We start from the raw sequence: 17,767 nt of genomic DNA on the forward strand, positions 1-17,767 counted from the left end.
TTCCGCGTCCGACGCTGCGGTGTTCTCCGACGCTGTGGTGCATCGTCGAGGCTCAGCGCGGGAGTCGCAGCATCCCCTCGGATGCCTCGGCCAGCCCGTCAGCGATGAGCGAGTCGATCGCCCGGTCGCGCTGCAGCGGGTCGGGCCAGTCCGCGATGACGGCATCGAGCGGCACGGAGTGCACGGTGGCATGCCGCAGCACGCGCAGGACGGCGCCGCGCGCCTGGCGGTCGCTGCCCTCGTAGCGCGCCTGCTTGCGCCGCCCGTCGCCGGTGTCGGGTGAGCCGGCGGCGCGCCACGCACACATATGCGCCAGAGGGCATGCGGCGCATCGCGGCGCGCGGGCCGTGCAGACAGTCGCGCCGAGTTCCATCATCGCGGCGTTCACGATCGCCGCTTCGGTGTCGTCGTGGGGCAGGATCGCGTCCATCGCGGCGAGGTCGCGGCGCGACGGCGGCCCGGGCTGCGAGCGTCCGTCGACGGCGCGCGCGAGCACGCGCCGAGTGTTCGTGTCGACGACGGGATGCCGCATCCCGTAGGCGAAGACCGACACGGCGCGCGCCGTGTAGTCGCCGACGCCCGTCAGCGCGAGGAGCGCATCGACGTCGCTCGGGACGACGTTGCCGTGGCGGTCGCGGATCTCGACAGCCGCACGGTGCAGCCACAGCGCCCGGCGCGGATAGCCGAGATTGGCCCACTGCCGCACAGCCTCGGCGGGTGCCTCGGCCGCGAGGTCTGCGGGCGTCGGCCAGCGCTCGAGCCATGCCTCGAGATGCGGGATGACGCGGTTCACGGGCGTCTGCTGCAGCATGAACTCGCTCACCAGGACGCCCCACGCCCCGAACCCGGGACGCCGCCACGGGAGGTCTCGGGCGTTCTCGCGGTACCACGCGATGAGCGGCGGCGCGAGGTCGGGCATGCCTTCCACCCTAGGCACCTCGTCGCCGTCCCGGACCTCGGCTGCCCGGGGCGGACGAGACGCGACACGCCGTCCCCACGCCTCAACCGTCACGCGCTGCCGAGGTCCGGCACGGGTGCGGCCGGCGGGGGGTAGCGTCGAGGCAGGACCACGATGCCTGGAGGCTCCATGACTTCTCGCACCCGGACCCTCGCCGCCGCCGCGGCGCTCCTCGCGCTCGCGGCGCTCACCGCCTGCGCGCCCGCCGCACACGATGCGGCGTCGCCGTCGCGATCGACGACACCGAAGCCGGCGGCGTCGTCCAGCGGGTCTGCGACGCCGAGCGGATCCGCGACGCCCGGTGGCGCGCCGACGAAGGCCCCGCCGCCCGCGCGGGACGCGCCGCTCGGTGCCGTCTCCCCGGGCGGCATCGAACCCGTCGAGCTCGCGATGGCGTTCGAGAACGCGCTCTCCGCGATCGGCGCGACGCCCGCCGCCGAGTGCGCGTGGGTCGGCTCCGCCGACGCCGGCGGCTACACGCTGACGGTGCAGCGCCAGCCCGACGGCGACGCCGCGTCGCCCGTCGTGCTGGTGTCGGCGTCGGTGCCGGCCGACCAGACGTCGGCCATCGGCCCGACCACGACCGAGGGCATCGGCATCGGGTCGACCGTCGCCGAGGTCAAGGCCGCCTACTCCGGCGTCCAAGACATCGCGTCGACGGGCGACCGTCACTACCTCAAGGCACTCGCGGTCGGCGACGCTGCCGTCTTCTTCTCCTACACGGCCGGGCAGGACGTCGTGTGGGCGGTCACCTCGACCCTGCTGCCCGAACCGCCGTACGAGGCCTGCGGCTGATACGCGTGGCCAGCGGATCGGTCCGATCCGGGTCGTCCACAGCCGCACCGCGGAGGGTCTGCGGCGAACCCTAGACTTCGGAAGTGATCCGCAACTCGCGCATGCGCTCGGCCGCATTCGTTCTCGCCCTCGCGTCGACCGCGATCCTGCTCGCCGGCTGCGCCGCCGGGCCGGCGGATGCAGGCGGTCCGCCATCGACGTCGACAGCGACGTCCGCGCCCGCGGCAGTCGTGACCCCGACATCCTCAGCCACGCCGAGTGGACCCCCGGCGGATCCCGAGGATCCCTCGACCTGGATCGTGACCGACGGCGCGCTCGGACCGTTCGTGATCGGCGAGCCCTTCACGGATGCCGTCGCGGCGCTGCCGTCACCGGTCGACCGCGACCCCGAAGTCTGCACGCACGCCGTGTTCTGGCAGGCGGATCCGGAGGGAGGATCGCTCGTGATCAGCCGCTCGTGGGAAGGCGACGATTCGAGCCCACTCGTCGAGGCGACCTGGGCCGACTGGGGGATCGACGAACAGCACCCTGCTCCCGCGGGACCCATGACGGACGACGGGCTCGGTGTCGGCTCGGGCCTCGGCGAGGTTCTCGCTCAGCACCCCGATGCCGTGCCCGGCGATGACCACATCGCGAGCTCGCACCTCCAGGTGGGCAACGTGTTCTTCCGCTACCGCCCGGACTCCGACATCGTGAGCGCTGTGACCGTGACCGACGGCTCCCCACCCCCAGGGGAATACTGCGGCTGAGAGCCGCCATCCGTCGCGCGCCGCGACCGTAGGCTGGTGGCATGCGCCTTCCCACCACGCCCGTCACGTCCCTGTGGCGGGAGCTCCGCGACGAAGTGCGCCAGCACTACCGGGCCGGACGGGTCATCGTCGCGGTCGACGGCCGCGACGGCGCGGGCAAGACCGTCTTCGCCGACGGGCTCGCCGCAGCATTCGCCGAGGACGGCTCGACCGTCTTCCGCGCGAGCATCGACGACTTCCACCGGCCCCGCGCCGAGCGCTACGCCCGAGGTCGCATGTCGCCCGAGGGCTTCTACCTCGACTCGTTCGACTACGCCACCTTCCGTCGCGTGCTGATCGACCCGTTCCGCGCCGGGCGTCAGACGACGGCGACCGGCTTCCAGCTCTCGGCGTTCGACCTCGGACGCGACGCCCCCGTCGAGGCGACCTGGGTCACGGCTCCGCGCGACGCCGTACTCATCGTCGACGGCATCTTCCTCAACCGCCCGCACCTGCGGGGGATCTGGGACTGGTCGGTGTGGCTCGACGTACCCGTCGACGTCGCCTTCCAGCGGATGGCCGAACGCGACGGCACCGACCCCGACTTCCTCGCGGCGTCCAACGCGCGCTACCGCGACGGCCAGGAGCTCTACCTCCGCGACGGCGATCCGCGCCACGCGGCGTCGGCCATCGTCGACAACACCGACCTCCAGCATCCCGTCCGCAGCTACCGGGACTTCTGCTGATGCCCGCAGACCGACCCGCCGCGGTTCGCCCCGCCGCGGGGATCGTGCTCGTCGACAAGCCCGGCGGCATGACGAGTCACGACGTCGTCGCGCGCGCCCGCCGCGCCTTCGGCACGCGCAAGATCGGACATGCGGGCACGCTCGACCCGATGGCGACCGGGCTGCTCGTGCTCGGCGTCGAGGGTGCGACGCGCCTGCTGACCTTCATCGTCGGCCTCGACAAGACCTACGAGGCCACGATCCGGCTGGGCGCCGCGACCGACACCGACGACGCCGACGGCGTCATCATCGAGGAGCGGGATGCCTCGTCCCTCGCGTCCGCCGACATCCTGGCCGCGATCGAGCCGCTGACGGGCACGATCGCGCAGGTCCCGACGCGCGTCTCGGCCATCAAGGTCGACGGCAAGCGCGCATACGACCTCGCCCGGCAGGGCATCGAGGTCGAGTTGAAGGCGCGCGAGGTCACGGTCGCACGGTTCGATGTGCTCGCCGAGCGGCGTGACGGCCAGGCGGTCGACCTCGACGTCGTCGTCGACTGCTCGAGCGGAACGTACATCCGGGCGCTCGCACGCGACCTCGGCGCCGCGCTCGGCGTCGGCGGGCACCTGACGGCGCTCCGTCGCACCCGGATCGGTCCGTTCGACGTCGCGGGCGCGGCATCCCTCGACGGCCTCGCCGATGCCTCCACGCTGAGCCCGGCCGTCGTCGCGGCAGCCGTGCTGGGAAGGCTGGACGTCACCGACGACGAGGCCCGCGACCTGCGCCACGGCAAGCGCCTGGCGGGCGCCGCCACGCGCCTCGACGGCGGACGTGCCGCCGCGATCGCGCCGGACGGATCGCTCGTCGGGATCGTCGAGCGGCGCGGCGACGACCTCAAGAGCGCCATGAACATGCCCGAGGAGCAGCCCCGATGATCCTGTGGTTCACCTACGTCGAGGTGGGCGTCGCGGTGCTCGCCGGTGTCCTGTGTCTCGTGCTCGGGCTCGCAGGGCGCCGCCCGAGCGACCTGACCGTGGGATCCCTCGCCCTGCTCGAACTGCTGCTCATCGCGCAGGTCGTCATCGCGATCATCGCGCCGTTCGTGGGCAATCCGCCGACGGGGTCGCTGCTCGAGTTCTGGGTGTACCTCGTCTCGGCGGTGCTCCTGCCGCCCCTCGCCGTCGGGTGGGCCCTGCTCGAACGCAGCCGCTGGAGCACCGTCATCATGGGTGTCGTGGGGCTCTCGATCGCCGTCATGGTGTGGCGCATGCACGTCATCTGGACCGTGCAGCTCGCCTGACCCCGCGCTCTGGCTCGCGAAACCACGCTCCGGTGCGCGAGACCACCCACTCCGGTCGGTGGTTTCGCGCACCAGAGCGTGGTTTCGGCGAAAGCGGGCCGCGGGCGGGCACACGGCTGCCGCGGAATAGAATCGTCGGGCGATGTCTTCCCCCACCTCCCGTCCCCGCCGGATGACCGGCATCGGCCGCGTCCTCGTGATCGTCTACGCGATCATGGCGCTCGGCGCCACCGGCCGCTCCTTCGTGCAGATCGTCGAGAAGTTCGACCAGGCGCCCGTCGCGTACACGCTGTCGGCGATGTCGGCGGTCGTCTACATCCTCGCCACGCTGGGGCTCGTCTTCGCAGGCCGGCGCGGCTGGTACATCGTGGCGTGGGTCGCGATCGTCTTCGAGCTGGTCGGCGTGCTGGTCATCGGCACGCTGAGCCTCGTGCTGCCCGAGCTGTTCCAGCATCCGACCGTCTGGTCGGTGTACGGCTTCGGCTACCTCTTCATCCCGCTCGTGCTCCCGTTCTTCGGGCTGTGGTGGCTCATCACGCACCCGCCCGTGGACGAGAAGCAGGGGGCGGATGCCTCGCCCGCCGCGGTGACGCGATGATGGTCTTCCACGACCCGGCCGAGGTGCCCGCGGGCTTCGGCCCGTCGGTCGTGGCGATCGGCAAGTTCGACGGCGTGCACGCCGGTCACCGCGCCGTCCTCGAGCGCGCCAAGGTCGACGCCGCGACGGGGGGTGCGAAGGTCGTCGCCGTGACGTTCGACCGCAATCCGCTCAGCGTGCTGCGCCCCGAGATCTGCCCCGAAGACCTCATCGGCGTGACGCAGAAGCAGCACCTGCTCGCCGGCACGGGCATCGACGCGACCCTCATCCTGCGCTTCGACGCGGCCCTCGCCTCCCTCGAGCCGAGGGTGTTCGTCGAGCGCATCCTCGTCGACGCGCTCGGGGCCCGGACGGTGCTCGTGGGACACGACTTCCGCTTCGGTCGCGGCGGCGCCGGCAATCCCGACATGCTCCGCGAGCTGGGGGAGGAGCTCGGGTTCCGCGTCGACGTCGTCGACGACGTGCGCTCGCTCGACGCGGGCCGGCGCGTGTCCTCCACGTGGATCCGCGAGCTCCTCGCGGCGGGCGACGTCGAGACGGCCGCGAAGCTGCTCGGGCGTCCCCACGCCGTGCGCGGCGAGGTCGTGCACGGCGCCAAGCGCGGGCGCGACCTGGGCTTCCCGACAGCCAACCTCTCGCCGGACCTCGAGGGGTTCATCCCGGCCGACGGCGTCTATGCAGGGTGGCTCGTCGAGGAAGGACCGTCTACCGACGTCGAGCCCCACCGCACGACCCGGTATCCCGCCGCCATCAGCGTCGGCTCCAACCCGACCTTCGACGACGTGCCCGCGCGACAGGTCGAGGCCTACGTGCTCGGCGAGACCGACCTCGACCTCTACGGACGCATCGTCGAGGTGCAGTTCACCGCCCGCGTGCGGGGCATGGTCGCGTTCGAGGGCGTCGACGCGCTCGTCGTGCAGATGACCGACGACGTCGAGCAGGTCCGCACGCTCCTCGCGTGACGCAGCCGAGCTGACCAGCGCCCGCGCATAGACCCCGTGCGAGGCGCGGCCCTACGATCGACAGCGTGGATGCCGCAGCCCTCCTCGCCGCCGCGGACGCGTCGGCGGCGCCCTCGGTCAACCTGTGGGGAGCGCTCGGCTGCGCCGTCGCGTACTCGGCCTCGCTGCTGGCGACCCTCGATGCCTTCGCCGACTGGATCCTCGCGCGAGCGGACTCCCCGGCCGGCCGGCTCACGCCGGCGGTAGGCTTGAAGTTCGCATCGAAGATCGCAGCCGCCGCGATCGCCGTCGTCGCAGCGGCGATCGTCCTCGCACTCGACGAGAACTGGTTCGCCTTCACGACCCTCACGATCGCGTTCGTGTTCGTCATCGCGATCGGCCTGCTCGTGCTCGTCAGGCACGCACGCGTGACCGGGATGTCGGGCGGCGGATGACCCGCCGCGAGCCGATGCGAACCGAGAAGAGGAGAACATGAGCCGGACCGATCTGCAGACGCTCCCCGAGCGGGCTGTCGAGCTCCTGGGCGGGGAGCCGGACGACACGACGCTCCGCCGCTATCTGCACGGCCTTCCCGGCGTCGACGCCGTGGGCCTCGAGCAGCGCGCCGCCGACCTCGGCACGCGCTCCATCAAGACGACCTCCAAGGCGTGGGCGCTCGACAAGATCATCGAGCTCATCGACCTCACGACGCTCGAGGGCGCCGACACCCCCGGCAAGGTGCGCTCGCTCGTCGCGAAGGCCCTGAATCCGGATGCCTCCGACCCGTCGTGTCCGCGTGTCGCCGCCGTCTGCGTCTACGGCGACATGGTGCCGCACGCCGTCGAGGCGCTCGGCGCCGCGCACGGCGATCCCGACGACGGACTCGTGTCGGTCGCCGCCGTCGCGACGGCGTTCCCGAGCGGACGCGCGTCCCTCGAGATCAAGCTCGCCGACACGGCCGAGGCCGTCGCGCACGGCGCCGACGAGATCGACATGGTCATCGACCGCGGCGCGTTCCTCTCCGGCCGGTACGGGCTCGTCTTCGACCAGATCGCCCGCGTCAAGCAGGCCTGTCGTCGCGCCGACGGCTCGTACGCGTCACTCAAGGTCATCCTCGAGACGGGCGAGCTCACGACGTACGACAACATCAAGCGCGCGTCGTGGCTCGCGATCCTCGCCGGTGGCGACTTCATCAAGACCTCGACCGGCAAGGTGCAGCCCGCCGCGACGCTGCCCACGACGCTCCTGATGCTCGAGGTCGTGCGCGACTGGCACCGCGCGACGGGGGAGAAGATCGGCGTCAAGCCGGCCGGCGGCATCCGCACCTCGAAGGACGCGATCAAGTATCTCGTGACGGTCGCCGAGATCGCAGGCGAGGAGTGGCTCCAGCCGCACCTCTTCCGCTACGGCGCCTCGAGCCTGCTGAACGACGTGCTTCTGCAGCGCCAGAAGCTCCGCACGGGACACTACTCCGGCGCCGACTACGTGACGATCGACTAGGACTGAGATGAGCTTCCTCGAATACGCCCCCGCTCCCGAGTCGCGCGCGATCCTCACGCTGCGCGACGAGTACGGCCTCTTCATCGACGGCGAGTTCCGCCCCGGCTCGGGCGACTCGTTCGTGACGATCTCGCCCGCCGACGAGTCGCACCTCGCGACGATCGCGTCGGCGAGCGAAGCGGATGTCGACGCCGCCGTCGCCGCCGCGCGACGCGCCTTCGACAAGACCTGGTCGAAGATGAGCGGACGCGACCGCGGCAAGTACCTCTTCCGCATCGCTCGCCTCATCCAGGAGCGTGCCCGCGAACTCGCCGTGGCCGAGAGTCTCGACAACGGCAAGCCGATCAAGGAGAGCCGGGATGTCGACATCCCGCTCGTCGCCGCGTGGTTCTTCTACTACGCGGGGTGGGCCGACAAACTCGACTACGCGGGGCTCGGCGCCGACCCCAAGCCTCTCGGCGTGGCGGGTCAGGTCATTCCGTGGAACTTCCCGCTCCTCATGCTCGCGTGGAAGATCGCTCCCGCGCTCGCCGCGGGCAATACGGTCGTGCTCAAGCCGGCGGAGACGACTCCGCTCACGGCGCTCCTGTTCGCGGAGATCCTGCAGCAGGCCGACCTGCCCGCGGGCGTCGTGAACATCGTGACGGGCGCGGGTGCGACGGGGGCGTCGCTCGTGCGGCATCCCGATGTCGACAAGGTCGCCTTCACGGGATCGACCGCCGTCGGCCGCGAGATCGCGAAGGCCGTCGCGGGCACCGACAAGAAGGTCACTCTCGAACTCGGCGGCAAGGCCGCGAACATCATCTTCGACGACGCGCCGATCGAGCAGGCCGTCGACGGCATCGTGACGGGCATCTTCTTCAACCAGGGCCAGGTCTGCTGCGCGGGAAGCCGCCTGCTCGTGCAGGAGGCGATCCATGACGAAGTCGTCGACCGGCTCAAGACCCGCCTGTCGACGCTGCGCCTCGGGGATCCGCTCGACAAGAACACGGACATCGGCGCGATCAACTCGCTCGAGCAGCTGAACCGCGTCCGCGAGCTCAGCCGCATCGGCGACGAGGAGGGCGCCGACCGCTGGACGGCCGACTGCGTCATTCCCGACAAGGGCTTCTGGTTCGCGCCGACCGTGTTCACGAACGTCCAGACGAGCCACCGGATCGCGCGCGACGAGATCTTCGGGCCCGTCCTGTCGGTCCTGACCTTCCGCACGCCGGCCGAGGCGATCGAGAAGGCCAACAACACGCCGTACGGGCTGTCGGCCGGCATCTGGACCGAGAAGGGCTCGCGCATCCTCGCCGTCGCCGACCGCCTGCGCGCCGGCGTCGTGTGGGCGAACACGTTCAACCGCTTCGACCCGTCGTCGCCGTTCGGCGGCTACAAGGAGTCCGGCTACGGCCGCGAAGGCGGCCGCCATGGTCTCCTCGCCTACCTGAAGGGGGCCGCGTGATGGCCAAGCGACTCACCGTGCCGAAGACCTACAAGCTCTTCATCGGCGGCGCCTTCCCGCGCAGCGAGTCGGGGCGCACCTACCAGGTGCTCTCGGCGAAGGGCGACTTCCTCGCCAATGCGGCGCTCGCCTCCCGCAAGGACGCCAGGGATGCCGTCGTCGCGGCCCGCGGCGCCGTCAAGGGCTGGTCGGGCGCCACCGCCTACAACCGCGGTCAGGTGCTCTACCGCGTCGCCGAGCTGCTCGAGGGCCGCCGTGCCCAGTTCGTCGACGAGATCGTGCAGCAGACGGGTGCCTCGACGGCGGCCGCGCAGGCCGAGGTCGACGAGGCGATCGACCGCTGGGTCTGGTACGCGGGCTGGTGCGACAAGTTCGGCCAGGTCACGGGCAACGGCAATCCCGTCGCCGGGCCGTACTTCAACATCTCGGTGCCCGAGCCGACGGGCGTCGTCGGCATCGTCGCTCCGCAGGACACCGCCCTCCTGGGCATCGTCTCGGCCGTCGCGCCGGCGCTCGTGGCGGGCAACTCCGTCGTCGTCGTCGCGTCGGAGCGCTTCCCGCTGTCGGCGATCAGCCTCGCCGAGGTGCTCGCGACCTCCGACGTGCCGGGCGGTGTGGTCAACGTGCTCACCGGCTCGCCCGGCGAGATCGCGCCGTGGCTCGCTTCGCATCCCGAGGTGCACGGCCTCGACCTCGTCGGCGCCGGCGACCTCGAGTGGATCGACCTGCAGATCGCGGCCGCGGAGACGCTGACGCGCGTCCTGCCTCCCGAGCGGGGGGCGGATGCCGCGGCTCCGAGCCTGCACCGCATCACGGCCTTCACCGAGACGAAGACCGTCTGGCACCCCAAGAGCCTCGTCTGAACGTCGGAGGACCGTGATCTGCCGGACTTCGCTCCGCGCTCCCGCCCTGGCACGTCTGGACGGCGCGGGGCTGGTCACAGCTCTGCGGTGAGGCCGCCGTCGATCACGAAGTCGGCGCCGGTGATGTTGCCGGCCGCGAGGTCGCTTGCGAGGAACGCGACGAGCGCGGCGACCTCGTCGGGCTTCGTGAAGCGGCCGGTGACCATCGAGGCCTCGGCCCCTGCGACGATCTGCGCGGTCTCGGCACCCGCGGCGGCCGACACGGTCGCGGCCACGCCGCCCTCGCCGAGCCAGAGGTCGGTGGCGACGGGGCCCGGGCTCACCGTGTTCACTCGGATGCCGTCACGGCCGACCTCCTTCGACAGCGACTTCGAGAAGTTGACGAGCGCGGCCTTCGCTGCGCTGTAGTCGATGACAGCCGGGTCGGGCAGGCGTGCGTTGACCGATGCCACGGTGACGATGGAACCGCTGCCCGCCTCACGCATCCCGGAGAGCACGGCCCGCGTCATGCGGATCGCGCTCAGGGCGTCGAGCTGGAACGTGCCCAACCATTCATCGTCTGTCACCGCAGCGAATCCGCCCGTGCGCGGGCGTACGCCGCCGACGTTGTTGACGAGGATGGTCGCACCGCCGAGCGCGGCCGCCTGCGTGGCCAGGTCGCCCGGCACGCTCGGGTCCGTGAGATCCGCTTCCACCGGGGTCACGGCGCCGCCGTCGGCCAGCAGGGCGAGGTCCGGCGTCACCGTGCGGGACGCTGCGAGCACGTGTGATCCCTCGGCGACGAGACATCGGGTGATGGCCAGGCCGATGCCCCGGCCCGCGCCCGTGACGATGGCGACCCTGCCGTCGAGCCCGAGCTCCACCTCAGAGTCCCTGGGCCTTGAGCCACTCGAGCACGGAGTCGGCGACGTCGAGCCAGCCGTGATCGATCGTCAGCGAGTGCCCGCGCCCCTCGAACTGCCTGAGCTCGTTGACGGTCATCGCGTCGCGGTACTGCTTGAGCGTCGAGCGTGTGACGACGTCGGGCACGGTGTGGTCTGCGGTACCTGAGATCAGCAGCAGCGGCCCGCGCGGTTCACGCGTGGTGTCGACCGCCGCAGGCGAATGCATCGAGAAGTTCGCCGCGGCGGCCTGGAAGAGCGGCCGCCCCGGCGAGGGGATCGTCCATTGCTCGTAAAGTGCGTCGGACTCCGCCTGGTCGAGCGCGTTGCCGAATCCGTAGCGGAACTGCTCCTTCGTCAGCGAGACGGCCTTATGCCGGTTCGCGGGGTTGCCGAGCACCGGGAAGCCCGACCGCAGCTGTGCGAGCGGGAGCGGCAGCACGCCCTTGATCTGCGCGGGGTCGATGGCCACGGCGCCGGCGCCGACGCCCTCGCCGAGCAGCTTCTCAGCGATCAGTCCGCCGAACGAGTGCCCGATGAGGATGGTGTCGTCGCCGAGTCCGCCGGCTATCGCGGCGAAGTGGCCGGCGGCCTCGTCGATGCCGATGTCGGCGACGGCATCGGCATTCTCGCGTGCCCCGGCGACCGTGGCCGGCTCGTTCGGCCATCCGGGAGCGACCGGGTCGTAGCCGGCGGCGCGGAACTTCTCGATCCATGGTCCCCAGCTCGTGGCGTGCAGCCACAGGCCGTGGATGAAGACGACGGGACGGGAACCTTCGGGCATGGGAGCGCTCCTGGAGTCGGGGATCTCAGGACACACCCCCGGAGCCGACGCCGTCCAGAACCCCTTCGACACGAATCGATGCACGTCTTGCATCGATCGCCGCGCATGCGGGAGCCTTCCCTCTGGGAGGACCTTTGGATCTCGATCTCCGGCTCGTGCGCTCCTTCGTCGCGGTCGCCGACGAGCTGCACTTCGGGCGCGCGGCGGCACGCCTGCATGTCAGCCAGCCGGCCTTGTCGCGGCAGATCCGCCGCCTCGAGGACGACCTGGACTTCGCGTTGTTCGTTCGTGACAGTCGTCACGTCGCCCTCACGCCGCAGGGCGCGCGCTTCCTGAGGGACGCGCGCCCGCTCCTCGCGCAGGCGGCCAGGTTGACGCATCGCGACGAGCCCGGCATCAGGATCGCGCACATCTTCGACCTCGACACCGGCGCGTCGTCGCCGACGCGTTCGCCGAACGCCATCCCGAGGTGCCCGTGATCGCGAGCTCGATGGACAGCCGTCGGCAGTTCGACGCGCTGATCGGCGGCCTTCTCGATGTCGCGATCGTCCGCCTGACCCCTGCCATGGTCGCGGAGCATCCGATGGGCCTGCGCCACCGCCTTATGCGGCTCGAGCCGTTCTGGCTCGTGGGACGTCCCGGTGGCCGTGTCGCCGAGTCCGCTTCGCTGCGGGAGCGGTCGATCGAGGTCTTCAGCGACCCCCTCGGGTCTGCCCTGTTCAACGCGCACGGCGCCTACCTCCGCGCCCTCGAGGCGCACGCCGGCATGAGCTTCCGCTGGCTCGGCAATCCCGGCACCTTCGACCAGTGCCTCCCGCACGTGCGGCGGGCGACGGATGCCGCGTACCTCCTGGAGTTCGAGTCGTATGCGCTCCGCTACCAGCGGCTCGGCCTGCCCATACACCGCGCTGCCGAGCTCCAGCCGGTCTATCCCTGGTCGATCGTGTGGCGGGAAGGACCGAACCCCTCCGCCGTGAACGACTTCCTGGAAGTCGCCGCGGAACAGGCGGAGGAGCGCCGCTGGCTCTCACCGGATGCGGCCGCGCCGCTGTGGCAGCCGTCTTCGGGCTGAGGCGCCGGGAGAGGCATCCTGAATCACTTCTGAACAGTTGATAACGGAAAGGTAACGGCGCATGTAGAGTGGCCGTCACGTCGACGATGACGTGACCTGCCGGAGGACATGCCCGATGCCCGCCTCACCGGCATCCGACCGTTCGCAGGATCGGATGCCCGCCCTCGTGACCGTCTGCGTGCTCGCCATAGCGAGCCTCGTGATCGCCTTCCTCGGCGCGTCGCCCGCGCGCGTGAGCGCGACCGAGCTGCTCGGCGACGCCCGCGCCCCGCAGGACGCGGCGTTCGTCGTGAGCCATCGCGGCGGGGGAGCCCTCGCGCCCGAGAACACGCTCCCCGCCGTCGAAGCGGCGATCGACGCCGGATTCGACTACGTCGAGATCGACGTCGCGCTCACGGCCGACCGTGTCCCGGTGCTCATGCACGACCGCACCGTCGACCGCACGACCGACGGCCACGGTTCGCTCGCATCGCTGACCCTCGCGCAGGTGAAGGAGCTCGACGCGGGCTCGTGGTTCGCGCCCGCGTACGCGGGCACGCGCGTCCCGACCCTGGAGGAGTTCCTCGCGGTGCTCGGCTCCTCGGGGCGCCGCGCGCTCGTGGAGCTCAAGGGCGTGTGGGATGCCGAGGCCGGCGCAGCGCTGATCGCGTCGCTGCGCGCGCACGACCTGGAGCGCCGCGTCGCGATCGTGAGCTTCAACCCGCAGTCGCTCCTGGCGACGAGCGGCGCCTCTGACCTCGTCTACCGGCTGCTCATCCTGCGGCGCCTGCCGCACGACATCGAGCAGGCGGTCGAGGGCGCGGATGCGCGCGGCATCCTCGTCGACTGGCGCGCGGTCGCCAAGCGCCCGGAGATCGTCACGGAGCTGCACGACGCGGGCCTGCGCGTCCTGGTCTACACGCTCAACACCGACGTCGAATGGCAGGAGACCACGACGGCCGGGGTCGACGGCATCGTGACCGACGAACCCGCGCGGCTCATGGAGTGGCAGGCGACGACCGTGCATGACGACCGCTGACCCGGAGCCGACGACCGGCTCCCTAGCAACGCCGGCGCAACGCTCTGGGGATGATGCGGCCTCATCGCGCTAGACTGGGGCGCGGGGATCGACGAACCCCACGCCGCGGCTCGCTGAAGCGAGTGCCAGCGGCCGGGGGATGAGTCATCCCGTCCCGCGTCCGTGACGGCGCACGCGCCGCCCGCGGGAGCTGTGCAGACCACCGCCGGTCGCCCCCGACCGGTCGTCGCCGGAGCATCCCGGCACCCTACGCTCAGGAGGAGCATGCCGACCACGGCACCCGCCGCGCAGACCGCCACTGCGGCGCAGCGGCGCAGGAAGCCCTCGTCGTCGCGCCGCGACGATGAGGCACCCATCATCCCGATCCTCGCCCGCAAGGTGCGCGAGGTCGAGACGAAGGCCCAGCGCGGCAAGCTGGGCCCCACGAACCGCGTGAAGTTCCAGGTCATCGCCTTCCTCGTCCGCGAGGAGCGCGCGCGCGTCAAGACCGACACGCAGATCGCCGACGGTTCGCGCGCCGAGCTGCTCAAGCGCCTCGACGGCGTGGCCACGATCCTCGCCAAGACCGCGGCCCGCGACACGAGCCTCATCCAGCTGCTCGAGGTCGACCAGGCCGCGTCGCCGGTCGCCCGCCGCATGCGCCGCGACTGGCTGCTCGAGTCGGGGGCCGAGCTGCCGCCGGATGAGCTCATCATCACCGACGCCGCGCCCGTCGCTGCGCCGGTCGTGCCGGCAGCGCTCGCCGAGCGCCAGGTCGTGCCGCCGCAGGTCGAGTCGCGCCGCGACGCCAACCCGTTCCTCGCCCCCGACCTCTCCCTGCGTGCGCCGAAGCAGACCCCGCGCCGTCGCCTCGACGGCTGGGAGCTCATGGGCCCCCTCTACAAGGCGTTCGAGACGGGTGCCGGCGGCGGCAGCGCGACGATGGACCTTCCCGTCGTCCCCGAGTTCGACCGGCTCTCGCCCAAGGGGCTCGAGGTCATGCCGCACCAGTCGCGGTTCCTCGAGGCCGTGCGCGAAGGGCACCGCACATTCCTGCTGGCCGACGAGCCGGGCCTCGGCAAGACGGCCGAGTCGGTGCTCGCGGCGTCCGTCGCAGGCGCCTACCCGCTCCTCGCGGTCGTGCCGAACGTCGTCAAGATGAACTGGGCGCGCGAGGTCGAGCGGTGGACGCCGCAGCGCCGAGCGACGGTCATCCACGGCGACGGCGAGAACATCGACGCGTTCGCCGACGTCTTCATCGTGAACTACGAGATCCTCGACCGGCACCTGTCCTGGCTCTCGACGATCGGACTTGCGGGCATGGTCGTCGACGAGGCCCACTTCATCAAGAACCTCACATCGCAGCGCTCGCAGAACGTGCTCGCCCTCGCGACGCGCATCCGCGAGCAGGTGCGCGACCCGCTGCTGCTCGCCCTCACGGGAACGCCGCTCATCAACGACGTCGAGGACTTCGACGCCATCTGGCGCTACCTCGGCTGGACCAACGGGGAGAAGCCCGGGCCGATCCTCATGGAGAAGCTCGACGAGACGGGCCTCACGCCCGCCGACAAGTCGTTCTACCCCGAGGCGCGCGACGCGGTGATCTCGATGGGCATCGTGCGGCGCAAGAAGAAGGATGTCGCGGCCGACCTGCCCGACAAGCTCATCGCCGACCTCCCGGTCGAGCTGGACGACGAGTTCGGCCGGTCGATCCGGCAGGCCGAGCGGGAACTCGGGGAGCGGCTCGCCGCGAAGTACCGCCGCATCATCGAGGCGCGCGGCGACCGCGGGCTCGCGCCGGGCGAGATCGACGGCGACATCGTGCGCCTCGTCGCCCACAACGAGCTCGAGGAGTCCAAGGCCGCGGGCACCGGGGCCGAGAACGTCTTCACGATGGTTCGCAAGATCGGCCAGGCCAAGGCCCAGCTCGCGGCGGACTACGCCGTGCAGCTGCAGCGCTCGGTCGGCAAGGTCGTGTTCTTCGCGAAGCACATCGACGTCATGGACCAGGCCGAGGCGCACTTCGCGTCGGCGGGTCTGAAGACCGTGTCGCTGCGCGGCGACCAGGCCGCGACCGCTCGCCAGGCCGCGATCGACGCCTTCAACAACGATCCGAACGTCGGCATCGCGGTCTGCTCGCTCACGGCCGCGGGCGTCGGCGTCAACATGCAGGCGTCGTCGAACGTCGTGCTCGCCGAGTTGTCGTGGACCGCCGCCGAGCAGACGCAGGCGATCGACCGCGTGCACCGCATCGGTCAGGATGAGCCCGTCACAGCGTGGCGGATCATCGCAGCGCACACGATCGACACGAAGATCGCGGAGCTGATCGACTCGAAGCAGGGCCTCGCGGCCCGCGCTCTCGACGGCGAGGCCGTCGACCCGCAGTCGAGCGACTCGGTGCAGCTCTCGGCGCTCATGCACTTGCTGCGCCGAGCGCTCGGCGCGGACTCCTGAGGTCGTCCGCGGGCTGCCGATAGCCCGCGGCGGCGGGAGCGTCAAGGTCCTCGCCTCCCGGGGCGCACGACTTTAGCGTCGTGGGCGCCGGAGTGGTGCGCGTCCGTGCACAGGCCGAGAGGAGCTGCCATGTCCGATCCGACGCAGCCGAAGAGAGACGAAGACGACGAGACGCTCGCGGATGCCGTGGTCGACGTCGTCGTGGGCGACCAGGCCGACGAGCCCGTCGACGAGGACCTGAACCCCCGACGACATCGACAGCGCCGCCGCCGACGAGCAGGCGGCCCGCGAGGGGACGAAGGGCGACCCCGACAATTCATCATGAGGTGCTGAGCCGGGGCCGTCCTGCGTGTGGCAGGGCCGAGGCATCCGGCGATAGTGTCGGGGGAGGCAGCGACGCCGCTTCGATCCCCCGACCTAAGGACCACACATGAAGATCGGCATCCTCACCAGCGGCGGCGACTGCCCGGGACTCAACGCGGTCATCCGCGGCGTCGTGCTCAAGGGGACCACGACCTACGACCTCGAGTTCGTCGGCATCCGCGACGGCTGGCGAGGCGTGGTCGACGGCGACTTCTTCCCGCTCACCCGGCACGAGGTCAAGGGCCTGTCGAAGGTCGGCGGCACGATCTTGGGCACGTCGCGCACCAACCCGTACGAGGGTCCCCGCGGCGGCGCGGAGAACATCTCCAAGACGCTCTACGGCCACCGCATCGACGGCATCATCGCGATCGGCGGCGAGGGCACCCTCGCGGCGGCGGAGCGCCTGTCGAAGGACGGCATCAACGTGCTCGGCGTCCCGAAGACGATCGACAACGACCTGCGTGCGACCGACTACTCCTTCGGCTTCGACACCGCCGTCAACATCGCCACCGACGCGATGGACCGCCTCCGCACGACGGGCGACTCGCACCAGCGCTGCATGGTCGCCGAGGTCATGGGCCGCCACGTCGGCTGGATCGCGCTGCACGCCGGCATCGCGGCGGGCGCGCACGTCATCTGCATCCCCGAGGTGCCGCTGTCGATCGCCCAGATCGCCGACCAGGTGTCCAAGGCGCACGACCGCGGTCGCGCGCCGCTCGTCGTCGTCTCCGAGGGCTTCACGCTGACGGACATGGAGGAGGCCTTCAGCGACAAGGGCCTCGACGCCTTCAACCGCCCCCGCCTGGGCGGCATCGGCGAGGTGCTCGCGCCCGAGATCGAGCGCATCACGGGCATCGAGACGCGCGCGACCGTGCTGGGACACATCCAGCGCGGCGGCTCGCCCTCGGGCTTCGACCGGGTGCTCGCGACGCGCCTCGGGCTGCACGCGGCCGACGCCGTCATGTCCGAGGCGTGGGGCCAGATGGTGGCCCTGCGCGGCACCGACATCGTGCGCGTGCCCTTCGCCGACGCCCTCGGCGAGCTCAACACCGTGCCGCAGTACCGCTACGACGAGGCCGCCGCGCTCTTCGGCTGACCCCCGCCTCGCGCGAAGAATTCGCCGAGACAGGGGCTTTCGCCGAGCCTGGGGATCGTGTACCCATGCCTCGGCGAGATCCCCTGTTTCGCTGACGGGCGGCTCCTCCACCGCTGCGGACGGTGGGTGAAGAGTGCACAGAATGAGGGGATGCAGGGGGTGCGACGGCCTCGCGGGTCGAGGCTCGGAACGTGCCGAACGAACCTCTCCCTCGCCTTCACTTCGTTCGCGAGCAGCCTTCGACGCTTCCTCGCCTGGATCGGAA

Annotated in this window: 20 protein-coding genes; 17 read left to right on the forward strand and 3 right to left on the reverse strand. The window is 71.2% G+C overall.

The features are described from left to right. Positions 1 to 52: 52 nt before the first annotated feature. Positions 53 to 919: an HhH-GPD family protein gene (locus tag ACH3VR_RS11220; RefSeq protein WP_396640869.1), complete on the reverse strand. Its 867-nt coding sequence runs from the start codon at positions 917 to 919 to the stop codon at positions 53 to 55. A gap of 168 nt (positions 920 to 1,087) precedes the next feature. On the opposite strand from ACH3VR_RS11220, the gene ACH3VR_RS11225 reads away from it, so the two are divergent. The 11 genes from ACH3VR_RS11225 to ACH3VR_RS11275 all read left to right on the forward strand — a co-directional run bounded on the left by ACH3VR_RS11225 (position 1,088) and on the right by ACH3VR_RS11275 (position 9,855). Beyond that, positions 1,088 to 1,753, forward strand: a complete 666-nt coding sequence (locus ACH3VR_RS11225; protein ID WP_396640870.1) for a hypothetical protein — start codon at positions 1,088 to 1,090, stop codon at positions 1,751 to 1,753. Between the two features lie 83 nt (positions 1,754 to 1,836). Then, the gene (locus ACH3VR_RS11230) at positions 1,837 to 2,502 is read left to right on the forward strand and encodes a hypothetical protein (RefSeq protein WP_396640871.1); all 666 of its coding nucleotides are present in this window, start codon (positions 1,837 to 1,839) and stop codon (positions 2,500 to 2,502) included. A gap of 41 nt (positions 2,503 to 2,543) precedes the next feature. Beyond that, positions 2,544 to 3,227 carry a nucleoside/nucleotide kinase family protein gene (locus ACH3VR_RS11235; RefSeq protein WP_396640872.1) on the forward strand — a complete coding sequence of 228 codons (684 nt, stop codon included), beginning with the start codon at positions 2,544 to 2,546 and terminating at the stop codon, positions 3,225 to 3,227. Beyond that, a complete protein-coding gene (gene truB / locus ACH3VR_RS11240; protein WP_396640873.1) occupies positions 3,227 to 4,141 on the forward strand; it encodes a tRNA pseudouridine(55) synthase TruB in 915 nt (304 codons plus the stop codon). Before ACH3VR_RS11235 ends, truB begins: the two co-directional genes overlap by 1 nt. Continuing rightward, the gene (locus ACH3VR_RS11245) at positions 4,138 to 4,506 is read left to right on the forward strand and encodes a hypothetical protein (RefSeq protein ID WP_396640874.1); all 369 of its coding nucleotides are present in this window, start codon (positions 4,138 to 4,140) and stop codon (positions 4,504 to 4,506) included. The genes truB and ACH3VR_RS11245 overlap by 4 nt, the downstream gene beginning before the upstream one ends. 142 nt (positions 4,507 to 4,648) lie before the next feature. Beyond that, a complete protein-coding gene (locus tag ACH3VR_RS11250) occupies positions 4,649 to 5,104 on the forward strand; it encodes a hypothetical protein (RefSeq protein WP_397556382.1) in 456 nt (151 codons plus the stop codon). Beyond that, entirely contained in the window at positions 5,101 to 6,066 is a 966-nt protein-coding gene (locus tag ACH3VR_RS11255) for a bifunctional riboflavin kinase/FAD synthetase (RefSeq protein ID WP_397556383.1), read from the forward strand. The genes ACH3VR_RS11250 and ACH3VR_RS11255 overlap by 4 nt, the downstream gene beginning before the upstream one ends. Before the next feature lie 65 nt (positions 6,067 to 6,131). Continuing rightward, positions 6,132 to 6,500: a hypothetical protein gene (locus ACH3VR_RS11260; RefSeq protein ID WP_397556384.1), complete on the forward strand. Its 369-nt coding sequence runs from the start codon at positions 6,132 to 6,134 to the stop codon at positions 6,498 to 6,500. A gap of 37 nt (positions 6,501 to 6,537) precedes the next feature. Further along, positions 6,538 to 7,545 (forward strand): deoxyribose-phosphate aldolase, encoded by a 1,008-nt coding sequence (deoC, locus tag ACH3VR_RS11265; protein ID WP_397556385.1) that lies wholly within the window; start codon positions 6,538 to 6,540, stop codon positions 7,543 to 7,545. Between the two features lie 7 nt (positions 7,546 to 7,552). Beyond that, positions 7,553 to 8,992 (forward strand): aldehyde dehydrogenase family protein, encoded by a 1,440-nt coding sequence (locus ACH3VR_RS11270; protein WP_397556386.1) that lies wholly within the window; start codon positions 7,553 to 7,555, stop codon positions 8,990 to 8,992. Next, on the forward strand, positions 8,992 to 9,855 hold the full coding sequence (locus ACH3VR_RS11275; RefSeq protein ID WP_397556387.1) for an aldehyde dehydrogenase family protein: 864 nt from the start codon (positions 8,992 to 8,994) through the stop codon (positions 9,853 to 9,855). Before ACH3VR_RS11270 ends, ACH3VR_RS11275 begins: the two co-directional genes overlap by 1 nt. 74 nt (positions 9,856 to 9,929) lie before the next feature. Here the strand turns inward: ACH3VR_RS11275 and ACH3VR_RS11280 are convergent, their stop codons facing one another. Both ACH3VR_RS11280 and ACH3VR_RS11285 read right to left on the reverse strand, forming a co-directional pair. Beyond that, positions 9,930 to 10,718, reverse strand: coding sequence for an SDR family oxidoreductase (locus ACH3VR_RS11280; protein WP_397556388.1), 789 nt, complete (start codon positions 10,716 to 10,718; stop codon positions 9,930 to 9,932). A gap of 1 nt (position 10,719) precedes the next feature. Further along, positions 10,720 to 11,520, reverse strand: coding sequence for an alpha/beta hydrolase (locus ACH3VR_RS11285; protein WP_397556389.1), 801 nt, complete (start codon positions 11,518 to 11,520; stop codon positions 10,720 to 10,722). Between the two features lie 155 nt (positions 11,521 to 11,675). Here ACH3VR_RS11285 and ACH3VR_RS11290 point away from each other — a divergent pair, with 155 nt between their 5' ends. From ACH3VR_RS11290 to ACH3VR_RS11315, 6 genes are all read left to right on the forward strand, one after another. Beyond that, positions 11,676 to 11,999 carry a LysR family transcriptional regulator gene (locus ACH3VR_RS11290; RefSeq protein ID WP_397556390.1) on the forward strand — a complete coding sequence of 108 codons (324 nt, stop codon included), beginning with the start codon at positions 11,676 to 11,678 and terminating at the stop codon, positions 11,997 to 11,999. Then, complete coding sequence (locus tag ACH3VR_RS11295; protein ID WP_397556391.1) at positions 11,996 to 12,592, forward strand: type 2 periplasmic-binding domain-containing protein; 597 nt, start codon at positions 11,996 to 11,998, stop codon at positions 12,590 to 12,592. The genes ACH3VR_RS11290 and ACH3VR_RS11295 overlap by 4 nt, the downstream gene beginning before the upstream one ends. A 115-nt stretch (positions 12,593 to 12,707) precedes the next feature. Further along, positions 12,708 to 13,610, forward strand: coding sequence for a glycerophosphodiester phosphodiesterase (locus tag ACH3VR_RS11300; protein ID WP_397556392.1), 903 nt, complete (start codon positions 12,708 to 12,710; stop codon positions 13,608 to 13,610). Between the two features lie 264 nt (positions 13,611 to 13,874). After that, the gene (locus tag ACH3VR_RS11305; protein WP_397556393.1) at positions 13,875 to 16,043 is read left to right on the forward strand and encodes a DEAD/DEAH box helicase; all 2,169 of its coding nucleotides are present in this window, start codon (positions 13,875 to 13,877) and stop codon (positions 16,041 to 16,043) included. Between the two features lie 129 nt (positions 16,044 to 16,172). Continuing rightward, positions 16,173 to 16,376 carry a hypothetical protein gene (locus ACH3VR_RS11310; RefSeq protein ID WP_397556394.1) on the forward strand — a complete coding sequence of 68 codons (204 nt, stop codon included), beginning with the start codon at positions 16,173 to 16,175 and terminating at the stop codon, positions 16,374 to 16,376. Positions 16,377 to 16,473: 97 nt separating this feature from the next. Next, complete coding sequence (locus ACH3VR_RS11315; RefSeq protein WP_397556395.1) at positions 16,474 to 17,502, forward strand: 6-phosphofructokinase; 1,029 nt, start codon at positions 16,474 to 16,476, stop codon at positions 17,500 to 17,502. Positions 17,503 to 17,767 lie beyond the last annotated feature (265 nt).

The organism is Microbacterium alkaliflavum, from assembly GCF_044325405.1.
Classification (GTDB): Bacteria; Actinomycetota; Actinomycetes; order Actinomycetales; family Microbacteriaceae; genus Microbacterium; species Microbacterium alkaliflavum.